The organism is Gemmata obscuriglobus, from assembly GCF_008065095.1.
GTDB lineage: Bacteria > Planctomycetota > Planctomycetia > Gemmatales > Gemmataceae > Gemmata > Gemmata obscuriglobus.
Genome location: NZ_CP042911.1, coordinates 5,016,265 through 5,031,322, shown reverse-complemented (window position 1 = coordinate 5,031,322; position 15,058 = coordinate 5,016,265). Strand labels below are relative to the sequence as shown.

Genomic DNA, 15,058 nt, shown 5'->3' with positions numbered 1-15,058 from the left:
GAGAACGTGCGCTCGTTTTGTCCCGCAACTATTTGTGAGACGGTTGCTCATTGGCGGAATTGAGTTTTTTGCTCGGCGGGCAAAAAATGGATAGGCGCCGTCGATACTTGTGGCTACAAACTCTTTTCGCATTTCCACCGGCCGCCGTTGACGTGGTGCCGAGGGCGGCGAATGCTATGGTGGTGAGCGGCTCCGATCCCGCTCCCGATTCGACTGGGTCAGCCCTGTGAGCGAGCGCAGGCATGTCCGACCCCCGGCTTCAAAGTTTGCACCTCGAAGGGCAACTCAGGCGGGACACGTTCCGTTCTGCTCGCGATCGCCTTCAAGCGGCGTGTGGCGCTCACACGCTGGCCGGGGACGTTCGGCCGTCCGGGGACAAGGGCTTGGTTGCTTCGTCAGCAGCCGCGTTTGACGGGACTCCACCAACTCCGCTTGTCCTCGGCCGGTTCACATTTTTCCTCAAAGATGGAAGTAACGTTTACACACTTCGCGTGGGGATGAACAGCATCGGCCGGCTCCCCGACAACGATGTCGTTGTGAACGACGAGTGCGTGTCGCGGCGCCATTGCGCGATCGTGGTTCATTCCGATTTGCGGTGCGAACTGCACGATGTCGCGTCAAAGAACGGCACTATCCTGAACGGTCGACGTATCCCCCAACCCACCAAACTTCAGTCCGGTGACCAGATCACGCTCTGCAACCGGCGGCTCACCTTTCACATAACGGAAGTCGCTGGCGATGCGAGGTGAGTATGCGACAGGTTTCCGGCTTCTCGCTGTGGGTCGGTAACGTTGCGGACGGGCGAGACCTTCGTGCCGTCCTTTCAGCAGGTGTTGAGGCGGTGGTCGATCTCGCGCTCAATGAACCACCCTCAGCACCAACTCGTGAGTTGGTCTATTGTCGGTTCCCGCTCGTTGACGGCGCGGGCAACCCTTCGTGGCTGCTCCGCACTGCGGTCGAAACCGTTGCGGGACTTCTTCGAGCCCACATCCCAACACTCGTCTTCTGCGGTGCCGGAATGAGCCGCTCGCCGGCGGTCTCAGCGGTCGCGCTTTCGCTGGCGTTCCATCGCTTACCTGTTGACTGCCTGGAACTTGTGACCCGTTCCGGGCCGTGCGATGTGTCAGCGGGTTTGTGGAGCGAATTACTCGCGGCGCGCCCGGCGGTCTGAACGCAGGTCTGCACGACTCTGTTTCTGTACAACAACGGTGATCGTTCTCACCTATTTTGTGCGGAGGCGTCGTTCGATGGCGGACATTAGGGGGTTTCGCGGCTTCAGGTACGACCTCGGCTCGGTGGGCTCCCTCTCGGAAGTGGTTGCGCCGCCGTACGACGTGGTTGATGCGGCCCTCCAGAAACAACTTTACGATAGCAGCCCGTATAACGCGATCCGTCTCGAACTGACCCGCGACGAAGCGGGCGACGACGAGACCAACAACAAATACACGCGTGCCGCCAATACGCTCCGCGAATGGGTTCTGGCGAACGTGGTGCGCCAGGACACCGCACGCGGGCTTTACGTCTACGAGCAGGAGTACACGGTCGAAGGGAAGACGTTCACCCGGCGCGGGTTCTTGGCCCGCGTTCGGCTCGAGCCGTTCGGGCAGGGCAAAATCTATCCGCACGAACAGACCATGTCCGGCCCGAAGGAGGACCGGCTGAAACTGTACCGTGCCACCGGCTTCAACCTGTCGCCGGTGTTCGGGTTGTACCCGGACGGCAACGACGAAGTGTTCCGGGCACTCGAGCCGCTGATCCGCTCGGCGCCGCCGCTCGTCGCAAAGGATCACTTGGGCGTCACGAACCGGCTCTGGGTAGTCACCGATTCGGCGGCGGTGAGCAAGGTGATCGGGCTAATGGGGCCGAAGCCGGTCTACATTGCCGACGGGCACCACCGGTACGAGACCGGCGTGAAGTACCTCGAAGAGCGTCGCGAGGCGGGGGACGTTCCGGACGATGAGGCCGCTCCGAACTTCTGTCTGATGATGCTGGTCGGGATGAGCGATCCGGGTCTTTTGATCCTCCCGACGCACCGCCTCGTCAGCGGGCTGGCGTCCAACATCACGGCCCCGCAACTGGAAGAGGTGCTGAAGGAACACTTCGACATCCTCGAACGCACCGGGACGAACGAGCAAGCGGCCTGGGAACACGTGCAGATGGACGGGGCACAAGCCACGCTCGCGTTCGGGACCGTCGCAGACGGTCAGTGGATCGTGGCGAAGTTTCGCACCCCGGAACTGATGGCATCGCTGGCCCCCAACCAGAGTGAGGACTGGCGCGGGCTGGGCGTGAGCATTCTCCACAAAGTTGTCCTGGACCGCCTCGTCCGCGAGAAGGTGGGCGGTACGCCGATCTGCAAGTACGTTCACCTGCTGAGCGAAGTGACCGATGCCACGGCGAAGAAACAGTGCCAACTCGCGTGCCTGGTGCCGCCCGCGACGATGGAACACGTCGAGCGGATCGCCGGGAACGGTGAAAAGATGCCGCCGAAATCGACGTACTTCTACCCGAAGCTGCTAACGGGGCTGGTGTACAACTCGCTCAAAAAGGATTGAGGCCGTGGCGCGTACTCGTCTCGACGACCCCGACGATGATGACGGCGACGAGTACGACGCCGAACACGACTACGACCCCGACGATCCCGAAACGTACCCGCAGGGAGTGTACGTTGACGACGAGCGGGCACAGATCCCGTGCCCGCACTGCCGCGCCGAGATCGACGAAGAATCGGAGCAGTGCCCGAGGTGCGGGATGTTTCTCTCTGCCGAGGACGCACCGCCCGATCAAAAGTCGCGGTTCGTGATGGCAATGCTGCTGCTCGCGCTCTTCGCAGCGCTCATCATGGCGCGAGGGTGTTGATCGGCCGCACGGCTCAGCGGAGCACCAGCGGCGGGGCTTACGCCGCGACCCGTGGACCGCCCGTCAGCTACGTGGATGCCGGCAAGAACCCGTGCTTTGTTAGTGCCGCGGTGAGCTTCTCGATCGCCGCGGCCCAACTGAATGCCGGCGCTCGCCGCGCGGCTACCGAGCCGAAGCGATCGGCGGCGGCGCGGTCCGCGTACACCTCGCGCAGCCGCGCAATCAGGTGGTTGTCATCGGGGTCGGCCCAACGGCCGGAGTACACTTTGTTCTTCGCCTCAACGAGCTTGTAGTTCACCTCGTACCCCACGGCCGAATCGAACACCTCGCCGACCGCGCTGAACGTGGTGCTCACCAGGGGCACGCCGCACCCCATCGCTTCGAGCAGGTGCAGCCCGAACCCTTCGCCGTAAGACGCGTTGACATAGCATGTGAGCGAGCGGTACCAGTCCGCGAGTTCGTTCGGCTTCAGCCCGGTGTTGATGACCTCGATCCGCGGGTCGTTGTGCGTGTTCACCATCGGCGACCGGGGGGTGATCTTGACCTTCAGTCGCACGTCTTTTCGATCGGGAAACGCCTTCACGAACAGGTCGATCACGCGTTGCACGTTCTTTCGCAACCCGCCCTCGGTGAGCGCACCGGCGGTCCCAAACGTGCACACCGCCGGCCCGCTGTTGGCGGGGCGGGGCGAAAACACGTCCGGGTCGTACCCGAGCGGCACCAGCTCCGTCGGCACGGTGACCCCGCTCGCGCGGAAGCAGTCGATGCCCCACTGACTCGGGATGAGAACCAGCCCGCACTTGTTGAGGTACTTCGCGGAGCCCGCGGGGATTGTGTCCGTTTCCCACATCGTCCACGCGGCGGTAAGTGCCGTCGGGCGGAACATGTACAGCAGGTGCGGCGGGATGACCGCGAGCCGCGGGGTGTCGAAGTTGTACATCCGCTCGTTCGGCACCGCCTCGTCCGGCACCCAGTCCATTTCGACCCACGACCGCGGGTCGCGGAACACGTTCACGTTCTTGGCGGTAAGACCGACGAGCGCCTTCAGCACGACGTGGTCGTAGCCGCCGTGCCCGTGGATGTGGCCCGAGAGGAACAGTGGCGGGCCGGTTCGCACCGGGGCCGGCTTTTGGGTGCGGCGCGGGCCGCGGGCTTTTGCCGCGAGCCGGCTGAACTGGCCGGTGGAGAGCATCCCCGCCGCTCGGAACAGAGAACCGAACGCGCCGCGGAAGTCCCGCGTGTACGCCAGCAGCCGCAGCTTGCCGTAAATCGCCTTCAGCAGACCGGCGCGCGCGGGTTGCGTGGACGCATCAGCCATCGCGGTACTCCCTTACCTTCGGATGGAGGATGGTAAGGGAGCCGGGTAAAAAATCAAGCCGAAGCCGGGACAACCGAAACCGGCGCGGTTGCCGGCCGGAACCGGAACCACCGCGGCGGGTACATGACGAGCGCCTGGACGATCAGCACGAACGCCGCGACGTGGACGGTCGTGAAGAAGATCGCCGGCAGGTCGTAGAAAAGCAGGTCGTGCATGAGCCGGCCCATAAACGTCTGGCTGTCGTTGAACCCTTGGCCAGCGAGCGCCCGGAACTGCTCCTCCCACACGGTGAGCGGGCAGCGGATTCCCCGGAACTCTTCGTAGGCCACGATCGCAATGGCGGTGAGGTGCGAGAACCGGAACCAGGGGTTCCGCGCCCACTGCCACTTCAACGGCGCCGCGACGACGATCGCGAGCTGCCCCAAGACGACGTACGCGACATACGCGACGTGAATGCCGACGACGACATCGGCGGCGACGCCGTACCACATGGGTGCCTCATTGGTTGAGTGCTGTTCGGATTTCGTTCGGCCGACGTGTGCTGTCGTTAGATGTGATCCCGACCCGAAAGGGTTTATTCCCGTTCAGCGCGATGTGGAATTGCCGCAAATAATCAACAAAGAGTATTGGCCACAAAAAAGCACACAGCGCACAAAAGTAAGCAGAATACGAACGCAGAAGAAGTGATTTTAAGCTGCTTTTCTGTGTTCGTATTCTGATTTTTTTGCTCGCTTTGTGCTTTTTTGCGGCCAGCCATCTGTCTTTATGTGTTTAATCCGTGGCGCGGCCAATGTGGGCTGCCGGTAAGTGTCTTGCAACCACCCAGACACACCGAATCAGGCCGTGGACGCCCTCGAAACACCTTGCCGCGGGCGAGTCAAGCCGATTGCCCGTGAGCGATCTACAACTCCCGTGAGGTTGTGACTCGCGATGATTCAGGTGGCCGGTAGCAGTTGGATGTGAGACCGGTTCGCAGGATTCATCCGGGATGTGCGAAGCGGCTCCTACCAATGGCAGGAGCCGTCACCAGGGGCGGAACTCCCTTACCGTGGAGTAAAGGCCGTGCTGATGGGTTTGTTGCAGCCGTCAACTGATACGTGCGGTGTGTCAGCGCCCGGCGACCGCCTGCTGACCGGAGACGAGCGCGGCGAGCGGCACGGCACCTTTCTTCGCGGAAATGATCCGGCGGATGCGCTTCGCCAGCCCCGGTTCACCGGCAGACCGCAGTTGGCCTGCCCGTTCATGCAATCGCCGGGCGGTTTCCGGCGCCCACCCAGGGTCCGCAACGCGGTCGGCGTTGAGCACCGCGTTAAGTTCATCAAGGTTATTGATAACGGTACCGCCGTAATCGTAGATGAGTTCGCACAGCACGAGAGCGGATAGAACCGTTTCTTGACCATATCGTGCAATACGGGCCGCAGCGCCCTCGTCACGCGATCGCGTCCGTTCGGCATAGACTGCGTGTGCGTAGATCGCGCGGCATTCCCGCGTGAAGTCGGCGTTGAGCAGTTCGAGCAGATCGTTCTTCGTAACAACCGATGGGGCGTATTTCGAGCGACGAACTGTGGTCTGCGTTTTCATCGGATCGGGCCTCCGGTTCTGGGCGTCTCGCTTTTCGCAAAGCCTGTGCCGGAAATGATTTGCCGCGATATCCACAAAAACGGAGCCGGCCCCGGAAACCTAAGTTTCCGGGGCCGACTCCGACAACCAGCTCTCGTCTTTAATCGCCTATTGAGGCGTTCTCGACAGGTCATCACTCAACACAATCAGATGACGCGAGCCGTACGACCGATGAGCAGGCCGACGCCGAACCCGATGAGAATCGCCGGCAGCGGGTGCTTGCGGACCAGAGCCGTCACTTCCCGGCCGAAATCACCGACCGAATCGCTCGCCGTATCGTATGCGTTCTCGACGGCATGACGGGCATCACCGGCAATGTGACGGGCCCGGTCCCCGACGTTCTCCAGCGTGCTCCGAGCGTCGCCTGCCCATTCCTGCACCTTGTCGCGAGCCTGTCCGGCAAAATCGCCAGCCCGGTCCACGAGGTTTTGGGCGTTATCCTTCACGCGGTCCGCGAGGTTGCCGCCGTCGTTCTTTACGTTCTGTGTCGCGTTGGCCGCCTTGTCGGTCGCGTTCTTCGCTGCGTCGGCCGCGTTATCGATGCCGGTCTTCACGCGATCCTTGAGATCCGCCATGGTCGTGCCTCTGAAGGGGTTCTTGAGTCCGGGCGGAACCAACTCCTCCCGCTGACACCGAACTACTATGCACCTGCCGTGCCAACCAGCTCGCGCCCGGACGCGGGCCATTGTTCCTTGTCGCCGGCCGCTTCAAGCCTCGGGTACAGGTCTGCGAGCCGTTTACGGCTGTCGGCCAGCGTGCGGTCGATTCCGTCGATGTTCTTGATCGTCTCGCTGCGGTTGTCCTGCTCCGGCGCATCCGCACCCCAGCGCCCCAGCAGCAGTTTCACTTCTGGGAACCGCTGGCGCAGGCGGGTGAGTACGTACCGAGCGTGCGTGACCCCGCCCGGCGGAAGGGTGGCGATCAACACAACCGCAGGGCGGAACTCGTCAGCCTGTGTGATCAGTTCGGAAGCGAGCGTTTCGTCGCCGACGATTTTCACCTCCCACCGCGAGGGGTCGAGGGTCATGGCGAACACCTCCGCGGCCACGTGCTCGGCTTCGTCGCGTGCGGGGGCGATCAGCAGGCGCACGCGCGCATCCGCAGGGTGTTCTGTAACCGGCCGGAGTTCGGCCACCTCTTCGGCGATCTCACGAGCCGCGGTGGCGACGTAGTGCAGGTCGGACTTGTCCAGATCGCCCTCGTGGTGGTCGCGGCGGGCCAAACAGAGCGCCGGCACCACGACCGAATCGAGTGCGAACTCGGCTCCATGTTCTTCAGCGGCTTCGAGCGCTACGTCGGCCGCCTCGTCTTGGTCGTGAGCGGTGAGCCGCTGGTAGAACGCCACCCGTGGTTCCAGCGCCGGCTGGTCGCCCAGCAGCACCTCAAAGAACTCGAACTGCTTCACGTGCCGCCCGAGCACCAGCAGGCACACCGTCAACGGCCCGGAGAGGATCAGACCGATCGGCCCCCACATAAACGCCCAGAACGCGGCCGACACGAGCTGCGCCACCTCGGACAGCCCCATGCTCTGGCCGTACAGCTTCGGCTCGACGAGGTTGTTGCAGATCGCCTCGAGGCCCAGGAACAGTGCCAGCACCGCGACCGGTTGCCCCCAACCGCCGCCCCACTCCGGCGCGGTTGCGACGGAGAACAGCAGCGGCGGGATGAGACCCACCCACGTGCCGATGTACGGCACATATCGCATGAGGGTCGCGATGAAGCCCCACAGGATCGAGTACTTCACGCCCAGTGCGAACAGAGAAATCGTGATGATGGCACCGAACGCGGTGTTCACCATCAACTGACTGAGCAGGTACTTGCTGATGCGCTGCGAAGCGTCGTCCACGGCCTTCGTGGTGGTGGTGATCTTCCCCGCGCCAAGGAGCCGGATCATCCGGTTCCGCAGGTCCTCACGTTTGAGCAACATGAACACGGTGAGGATGAACGTGAATGCCGCCTGGCCGAGTACCTCGGCGGCCGGGCTGAGCATCCCGCTCCACTGGGCCGCCATCGACGGTGACGCTTGTTCCACCACCACGGCGTTCGAGTTCGACGCAGGTTTCGCCGATGCGAACACGTCTTCGACATCATCGACGAGCTTCCCGAACTGGCTCTCGCCGCCGCCCGCGATCCACTGCTTAACCGAGGTTAATTTTTGTTTGATCGATTCGCGCTTCTCGGCCGACGTCTCGGCCACCCGCGTAATCTGTTGCGCGATGACAGTACCGATACCTAACCCAGTGAGGCCGAGCAGCCCGACGGTCAGGATCACCGCCGCGGGCCGCCCGATCCCGCGGCGCTGAAGACGGTTCACGACCGGCGACAGTACAAACGCGAAGAACACCGCGAGCGTGACGGGAATGAAAATCGATCGTGCCCAGAACAGTACGGCCACGAGCGCCGCGCCGACCACGGTCGCGGCCAGCGCCACCAGCGCGCGCTGCCAATCCGAAGCAGCCATGAGCGGATCCCCTACAAGAACGAAGAGCGGAAACGCTCGACCGTTACGCAACCGCGGTGCCGCGGTGCGCGGCAAACCGTTGCCGCCTGTAGGGAAAAGGACTGCGCTGGGAACGTAGCGCTTGGGTGCTGTAACGGCAGGGGCTCAAGACTCCGACGGCATCACTGCCCCAAAAACAGTAGGCGTGTAAGCCACAGTCTTTACGCTGCTCGGGTCACCGGCAGGTGAATCGTAAACGTTGCGCCCGTGCCCGGCCCGTCACTGTGTGCAGTCACCGTGCCGCCGTGCATTTCGACCAACCGGCGCACGAGGGCCAACCCGATCCCCAGGCCCGATTGCGAACGGCTCAGCGTGCGGTCCACCTGTGTAAACAGCCCGAAGAGCTGAGGAAGCACCGACTCGGCAATGCCGACGCCCGTGTCACGAATCGTGACCGTGACGCGGCCCGGGTGCGGGGCCACGGAGACGAACACCCGGCCGCCGGGCTCGGTGAACTTCGCCGCATTGTTCAGCACGTTGCAAAGCACCTGCGTTAGCCGCACCCGGTCGCCGGTCAGCACCACCTGTTCCGCGGGCACATTGAGCACAAGCTCCAGCTTCGCCGCCTCGAGCTGCGAGCGGCTCATGTCGACTGCCGAGTCGATCAGCTCCTGAATCGTGAGTCGCTCTGGGGCGAGGCGCAACTTCCCGGTAGTAATTCGGGACACGTCGAGCAGATCTTCCACCAGCCGCTTCAGTTGCGCCACCTGGCGCTCCATGCGCTCGCGCTGGCGCCGGACCGTGTCGCCGGAATCGTTAGCGAGCCGGAGGATTTCGAGCGCGTTGAGAATCGGCGTGAGCGGGTTCCGCAGTTCGTGCGCCAGGAGGGCGAGGAACTCGTCCTTCCGCCGGTCGGCTTCGCGGAGCGCCTCGTTCACCCGGGCCAGTTCGTCGGTGCGCTCGCGCACCTTACGTTCAAGCTCCGCCGCGGCGCGTGACTGCACCAGTGCGTACCGAATCGCGCGGTCCAGCAGGGCCGATGTCAGACCGGCCTTTTCGAGGTAGTCGTCGGCCCCCGCATCGAGCGCTTCCAAATCGGTCTGAGAGTGCGCCTGCCCGGTGAGGAGAATCACCGGGGCCGCCCGCCCGCGCGCCCGGGACTCGCGCAGCAGTTCGATGCCGGTACGCGCCCCGAGCCGGAAGTCCAGCAGGTACGCGTCGTGGGTGCCGGTGCAGATCGCCTCCAGCCCCTCCGCATAATGCGGCGTCCAGTCGAGCGTGTACGGCCGCCCGGGCACATCGCCGAGTCGCTCTTCCGTGAGGAACCGATCGTCCTCGTCGTCGTCGATCAGCAACACCCGGATCGAGCCGGACGAGAGATCAAGCTTGGGTTCCGTGCCCATCGGGTGGCAGCTCCACAATTTCCAGCCAGTACTTGCCGAGGGTCCGCACCACCTCCACCAGCCGCTCGAAGGTGACCGGTTTGGTGATGTACGATGCGGCCGACAGGTCGTAACTCCGGACCACATCCTCTTCGGCCTTGGAGGTGGTCATGACGACCACACGGATGGACCGCAGCCGCGGGTCGGCCTTGATCTCCTGGAGCGCCTCGCGCCCGTCCTTGCGCGGCATGTTCAGGTCCAGCAGGATCAGCCCCGGCAGGGGAGCAGCTCCCGCGCCGGCGTATTTGCCGCGCTGGTTCAAATAGTCAAGAAGCTCCTCACCGTCCTCGACGAACCGCAAATCGTTGGCCAAATGGTTCTCTTCAAACGCTTCCCGTGTCAGCTCGCGATCGTCCGGATCGTCATCGGCCATGAGAATCGTAATCGGTTTCGTCCGATTGGACATTTTTATCGTTCGCCTCAAGCGAGTTAGCGTGGGTGGCGGGCAAAACGACCACGAACGTGGCCCCTTCGCCCGAAATGCCGTGTGCCTCAATGGCCCCGCCGTGCCGCTCGACGATCTTGCGGCAGATGGCGAGGCCGACGCCGGTGCCCTCGTACTCGTCGCGGCCGTGGAGCCGCTGGAACACCTCGAAGATCCGGTCCCGGTACTTGTCGTCGAACCCGATCCCGTTGTCCCGCACCGTGATGCGACACACAGAAATGGGCTCTGCGCCTTCGTTATTTAGCGGGACCTGGGCTGCGAGTTCGCCGGTGATTTGCACCACCGGTGGGACACCCGGTCGCTGAAATTTTACCGCGTTGGCGATCAGGTTCTGGAACAACTGACGCATTTGCGTCGGGTCCGCGTCCACCGCGGGCAACGGCCCCACCTGAACCGCGCCGTTCGCCTGACCGATCCGCACGTCGAGATCGGAAACGACTTCGCTCACCAACTTCTGCAGGTCCAGGCGGCGGAACGGCCGCTGCTGGGTCGTGACCCGGGAGAACTGGAGCAGGTCGTCGATCAGGCGCCGCATCCGCGCCGCCGCCACCTGCATCCGGTCGAGGTACTCTTTCCCCTTGTCGCTGAGTTCGGCACGGCACTTGGTCACGAGCCGGTCGCCGAACGCCTGGATCTTCCGCAGCGGCTCCTGGAGGTCGTGGGACGCGACGTAGGCGAACTTCTCCAACTCGCCGTTGCTGCGTTCCAGCTCCACCGCGACCGCCCGCGCCTGGTCCTCGGCCGCCTGCCGCACCTCGATCTCCTCGGTCAGAGCGACGTTGGCCAGCTCGAGCGCCAGCGTGCGCTCGCGCACCATCGCCTCAAGGGTCTCGGTCTGGCGCTTTTGGTCGTCGATGTCGGTGAGCGTGCCCACCCACTCCTCGACGTTCCCGTTCTGGTCGCGCAGCGGCAGCGCGTTCGAGAGGAACCAGCGGTACGCGCCGTCGTCGGCGCGTCGGAGCCGGAACTCGGAGGAGTACCCGCCGCCCCCCCGGGCCACCGCGAGCTGCCACCCGACGCGCACCCGGTCCGCGTCATCGGGGTGCAGGAGGTCCCCGCCCCACACGGAGCCGCGGCCCGCCTCCAGCTCCACCCCGGTGTAATCCGTCCACCGGCGGTTGAAGAACGTGACCGCGCCCTTCGGCTCGGCGGTCCACACGATCTGCGGGACCGTCTCCGTGAGCGTCCGGAACCGCTCCTCGCTCGCGCGGAGCGTCTGCTCCAGTTCGCGCTGGGCGGACACGTCGGTGTTGGTTCCGAACCAGCGGATGATGTTCCCGACCTGGTCGCGGATCGGCCGCGCGCGGCTCAGGAACCAGCGGAACTTGCCGTCGCGCCCGCGGAGCGGGAACGTGTCCTCCCAGTGCTCGCCGGCGGCCAGCGCGGCCCGCCACCGCTCCACGACGCGGGGCAACTCGTCCGGGTCCTGGACCGCCTGCCAGCCCCAGCCCTTCATTTCCTCCAGGGTGGTGCCGGTGTAATCGTACCAGCGCTGGTTGTACCAGAAGATGTGCCCCTCCGCATCGGTCATCCACGCGAGCTGCGGGATCGACTCGGCCATCTGGCGGAACAGCTCCTCGCTCTCACGGATCCGCTCCTCGGCCCGGCGCTGCTCGGTGATGTCCCGCGACACCCCGAGCAGCCGGTCGGGCTTGCCGTCCGCGCCCGGCAGCGGGGCCACCGACACGTCCCAGTACTTGGGCGTCCCCTTCGCGGTCGGGCAGAACCCCTGGAACCGCCCCACCTGCCCGTCGCGCGCGGCGGCCACGGCCTCGCCGATGACCTCCCGGTTCGCCACCGGCCACATCTCCGCCCACAGGTTCCCGCGGATCGGCTCGAGGTCGTCGAGCTCCATCAGCCGGCACCCGGCCTCGTTCATCTCCAGCAGGCGCCCGTCCAGGTCGAACACCTTCAGGCAGTCGGGGCTGTTGTCGAACACGCTGCGGCGGAACGCCTCGCTCTGGCGCACCCGCTCGACGGCGGTCTTCTGGTCGTCGATGTCGGCCATCGAACCGATCCACTGGTCCACGGTCCCGTCCGGGTGGCGGAGCGGGACGGCCACGCTCTGGAACCACCGGTACGCGCCGGTCGCGGCGTGGCGGAGCCGGAACTCCTGGAAGAAGCGATCGGACCCGCCCGGCGCGACCTGGACGACCGTGTCGCGCCACGCCCGGTACACCCGGTCGCGGTCGTCGGGGTGCAGCGCTTCGGTCCAGTCGCTCCTGCGCTCCTGGTCCACCGGCAGCGCGGCGTAATCGGTCCAGCGGCGGTTAAAGTAGGTCACCGCGCCGCCGGCGTCCGCGTTCCACACGATGTGCGGGACCGCCTCGGTCAGCGTCCGGTACCGCTCCTCGTTGCGCCGCAGCGCCTCGGTGGCCATCCGCTCTTCATGAATATCGGTACACGTGCCGTACCACCGGACGATGCGCCCGTCGGCGTCCCGCTGCGGCAGCGCGCGGCCCAGGAACCACCGGTACCGGCCGTCGGCGCCGCGGAACCGGTACTCGATCTCGTACTCCGCACCGGTGGCGGTGGACTGCTCCCAGCGGGCTGCCGCGCGCGCCCGGTCGTCGGGGTGCAGCGGCCCGGACCACCCGTCCCCGAGGCTCTGCTCCTCGGTGAGCCCGGTGTAATCGTACCAGCGCTGGTTGTAGTACTCGTGGTACCCGTTCGCGCGGGTCACCCAGATGATGTGCGGGACCGCCTGGGCCAGCGTCCGGAACCGGGCCTCGCTGTCCCGCACCGCCTCGACCGCCTTGCGCCGGTCGATGAACTGGGCGAGGTTCGCGGCGATCGGCCCGAGGTCGGTCACCAGCCCTTCGGACAGCTTGGTGCGGGAGTACACCCCGAGCACCCCGAACACGCGCCCGTCCACCACGAGCGGGTGCCCGGCGAACGAGCGGATGCCCTCGCGCCCGGCCCACTCCGGGTCGCTGGTGAGCGGGTCGTTTGGCACGTCGTCGGTCAGGTACGGGTGACCGCTTGCGGCGATGCGTCCGATCTTCGTCTCGCCCACTCGCACTCGCTCGTGCGGTCCCTGGTCCGGGGTGAACGCGCCGGCACTGGCCTGGAGGTCGAGCCACCGCCCGGACTCGTCGAGGGTCCAAACGCGGGCGAGCGCGGCCCCGAGCGCCCGCGCCAGGGTCTCCGCGCACCCCTGGAGCGCGGAGCGGGTCTCCGCGGCCCCGGCCAGCCCGGCGGCCACGTCCGCCCGCAGCGCGATCGCGCGGGCGCGCTCCGCCAAATCGTCCGCGGCCCGCTTCTGCTCGGTCACGTCGCGGGTGAAGCAGCGGGCGTGAACGAACGAGCCGTTCTCCACCAGCGCCGTCGCGGAAATCAGAACGTCGCGGACCGTGCCGTCCTTACAGCGGAGCCGCGCCGGGTGGTTCGTGAGCCGCTCCCCGCGGAGCAAGCGGGCGTGCAGCTCGCGCCCCGCGCCGGGCTCCTCGTAAAACGCCTCGGCCTTGTGCCCCACGAACTCGGTGCGGTCGTACCCGAGCATCTCCAGTTCGGCCCGGTTGGCGCGGACGATCGCCCCCGCGCCGTCGACCCAGTGGAGCCCGACGTTCGCGTTCTCGAAGAAGTCGGTGAGGTTGCGCTCGCTGCGCCGCAGCTCCTGCTCCGCCCGCCGCTGCTCGGTGATCTCGTGTACCACAACGCCGGCCCCAAGGGTGGGGCCGCCGGGCAACCGCACCGGGAACGCCGTAACATGGAACGCCTGAAGCGCGCCGGTGATCGGGTGGCGAACGTCGACGGTGTCGGAGTACGACTCCGCGGCCCCCGTCGCGACCGCCCGGTACCGTTCGACCCGTTCGGCCGGGACGTCGGGAACCACCTCCGTGACGGTGCGCCCGAGGTGCTCGCTCACCGGTTTGCCGTTGGCGCGGGCGATGAAGCTGTTGACCCGCTCGTACCGCAGTTCGGGATCGAAGAAGACGATTCCGACGTTCGCGTTCTCGATGAACGCGTCGAGCCGGGCCAGCGCCTCGTCGGCGCGGGCCTGGGCCGCGACCAGGTCGGCCTCGCGCTGCCGCAGCGCCGCCTCCACCACCCGGCGCCGGACCACCTCCGACTCGAGCTCCTCTTGCCGCCCCAGCGCGACCCCCAGCGCGGCCCGCGCGCGGCGCTGGGCGACCCGGTGCGATTCGCCCAGCGCCGCGCACGCCACCCCGCAAAAAAAGAACAGCGCCAGGGCCATCTGGCTCCCCAGCCCGGTCACGAAGAGCCGGTTCCGCGGCTCGACGAAGAAGAACGTGAACCCGACCAGCGAGACCAGGAGCGTCACGAGCGCCGGCTGGAACCCGTACCGCCAGCTCACGTACACCACGCCCAGGAGCGGCACCACGAGCGCGTGCTCCTGTTTGAGGACGGCGTCCCCGGCCGCGCGGACCAGCACCGCGAGCACCGCCACCAGCAGCGCGACGATGTACGCCCGCCCGGAGGTCCCGCGCGCCTCGCCGGTGATCGGCAGGTGCGTCTTCGTGTCGGTCCCGGTCCGGACCGTCTTGCTCGCCTCGGCGACCGCCGGCATCACCCGCGGGATGACCCGAATGAGCGCGACCACCGTCGCCCACGACACCACCGCCGTGACGCCCTTCATCAGCCCCGCGAACCGGTAGATCGGGAACTGGAAGATGAGGGCGTCGATCAGGTGCGTGGTGCCGCACGCCAGGATGAACAGCGCGAAGAGCACGAACAGCCGCGGGAACGGCAGGTCCCGGCGCCGCGTGAAGTACAGCAGCACCAGCGGGATCGAAACGTACGCGAGCCAGATGAAGAGGTCGCTGGTCGCGTGCAGAAAGATCAGCTCGTCGTTCCATGCGGCCCCGCAGTGGGCGCGGCGCGTGAACCCGGTCGGATCGAAGAGACTGGTCAGAACGTCCAGCATGAACTGGGCCTGGTGGGGAGGAACGATTCGCGCGCCACACAACAAC

General features: G+C 65.8%; 11 protein-coding genes. 3 read left to right on the top strand and 8 right to left on the bottom strand.

The genetic code is table 11. The features are described from left to right. Nucleotides 1-242 precede the first annotated feature (242 nt). The 3 genes from GobsT_RS41155 to GobsT_RS20730 all read left to right on the top strand — a co-directional run bounded on the left by GobsT_RS41155 (nt 243) and on the right by GobsT_RS20730 (nt 2,859). Entirely contained in the window at nt 243-749 is a 507-nt protein-coding gene (locus GobsT_RS41155) for an FHA domain-containing protein (protein ID WP_071529299.1), read from the top strand. A 498-nt stretch (nt 750-1,247) separates the two neighbouring features. Then, complete coding sequence (locus GobsT_RS20735) at nt 1,248-2,555, top strand: DUF1015 domain-containing protein (protein ID WP_010042649.1); 1,308 nt, start codon at nt 1,248-1,250, stop codon at nt 2,553-2,555. 4 nt (nt 2,556-2,559) lie between these two features. Further along, nucleotides 2,560-2,859 (top strand): zinc-ribbon domain-containing protein, encoded by a 300-nt coding sequence (locus tag GobsT_RS20730; RefSeq protein WP_010042646.1) that lies wholly within the window; start codon nt 2,560-2,562, stop codon nt 2,857-2,859. A 67-nt stretch (nt 2,860-2,926) separates the two neighbouring features. Here the strand turns inward: GobsT_RS20730 and GobsT_RS20725 are convergent, their stop codons facing one another. From GobsT_RS20725 to GobsT_RS20690, 8 genes are all read right to left on the bottom strand, one after another. Continuing rightward, nucleotides 2,927-4,177 carry a glycosyltransferase family 4 protein gene (locus GobsT_RS20725; RefSeq protein ID WP_010042643.1) on the bottom strand — a complete coding sequence of 417 codons (1,251 nt, stop codon included), beginning with the start codon at nt 4,175-4,177 and terminating at the stop codon, nt 2,927-2,929. Between the two features lie 53 nt (nt 4,178-4,230). Next, the gene (locus GobsT_RS20720) at nt 4,231-4,668 is read right to left on the bottom strand and encodes a DUF2784 domain-containing protein (RefSeq protein WP_010042641.1); all 438 of its coding nucleotides are present in this window, start codon (nt 4,666-4,668) and stop codon (nt 4,231-4,233) included. Between the two features lie 616 nt (nt 4,669-5,284). Next, on the bottom strand, nt 5,285-5,758 hold the full coding sequence (locus GobsT_RS20715) for a hypothetical protein (RefSeq protein WP_010042639.1): 474 nt from the start codon (nt 5,756-5,758) through the stop codon (nt 5,285-5,287). Nucleotides 5,759-5,943: 185 nt separating this feature from the next. Beyond that, nucleotides 5,944-6,372, bottom strand: coding sequence for an ElaB/YgaM/YqjD family protein (locus GobsT_RS20710; protein WP_010038591.1), 429 nt, complete (start codon nt 6,370-6,372; stop codon nt 5,944-5,946). A 65-nt stretch (nt 6,373-6,437) separates the two neighbouring features. Further along, a complete protein-coding gene (locus GobsT_RS20705; RefSeq protein WP_010038590.1) occupies nt 6,438-8,258 on the bottom strand; it encodes an AI-2E family transporter in 1,821 nt (606 codons plus the stop codon). Between the two features lie 200 nt (nt 8,259-8,458). Beyond that, on the bottom strand, nt 8,459-9,640 hold the full coding sequence (locus GobsT_RS20700) for a hybrid sensor histidine kinase/response regulator (protein ID WP_010038589.1): 1,182 nt from the start codon (nt 9,638-9,640) through the stop codon (nt 8,459-8,461). Beyond that, nucleotides 9,618-10,085, bottom strand: a complete 468-nt coding sequence (locus GobsT_RS20695; RefSeq protein ID WP_029600831.1) for a response regulator — start codon at nt 10,083-10,085, stop codon at nt 9,618-9,620. The genes GobsT_RS20700 and GobsT_RS20695 overlap by 23 nt, the downstream gene beginning before the upstream one ends. After that, complete coding sequence (locus GobsT_RS20690) at nt 10,042-15,012, bottom strand: PAS domain S-box protein (RefSeq protein ID WP_010038586.1); 4,971 nt, start codon at nt 15,010-15,012, stop codon at nt 10,042-10,044. The genes GobsT_RS20695 and GobsT_RS20690 overlap by 44 nt, the downstream gene beginning before the upstream one ends. Nucleotides 15,013-15,058: the final 46 nt, after the last annotated feature.

Coding starts and splice junctions, on each gene's coding strand:
- GobsT_RS20725 (WP_010042643.1), bottom strand. CDS start 4,177: ATGGCTGATGCGTCCACGCAACCCGCGCGCGCCGGTCTGCTGAAGGCG.
- GobsT_RS20735 (WP_010042649.1), top strand. CDS start 1,248: ATGGCGGACATTAGGGGGTTTCGCGGCTTCAGGTACGACCTCGGCTCG.
- GobsT_RS41155 (WP_071529299.1), top strand. CDS start 243: ATGTCCGACCCCCGGCTTCAAAGTTTGCACCTCGAAGGGCAACTCAGG.
- GobsT_RS20720 (WP_010042641.1), bottom strand. CDS start 4,668: ATGTGGTACGGCGTCGCCGCCGATGTCGTCGTCGGCATTCACGTCGCG.
- GobsT_RS20710 (WP_010038591.1), bottom strand. CDS start 6,372: ATGGCGGATCTCAAGGATCGCGTGAAGACCGGCATCGATAACGCGGCC.
- GobsT_RS20715 (WP_010042639.1), bottom strand. CDS start 5,758: ATGAAAACGCAGACCACAGTTCGTCGCTCGAAATACGCCCCATCGGTT.
- GobsT_RS20700 (WP_010038589.1), bottom strand. CDS start 9,640: ATGGGCACGGAACCCAAGCTTGATCTCTCGTCCGGCTCGATCCGGGTG.
- GobsT_RS20695 (WP_029600831.1), bottom strand. CDS start 10,085: ATGTCCAATCGGACGAAACCGATTACGATTCTCATGGCCGATGACGAT.
- GobsT_RS20690 (WP_010038586.1), bottom strand. CDS start 15,012: ATGCTGGACGTTCTGACCAGTCTCTTCGATCCGACCGGGTTCACGCGC.
- GobsT_RS20705 (WP_010038590.1), bottom strand. CDS start 8,258: ATGGCTGCTTCGGATTGGCAGCGCGCGCTGGTGGCGCTGGCCGCGACC.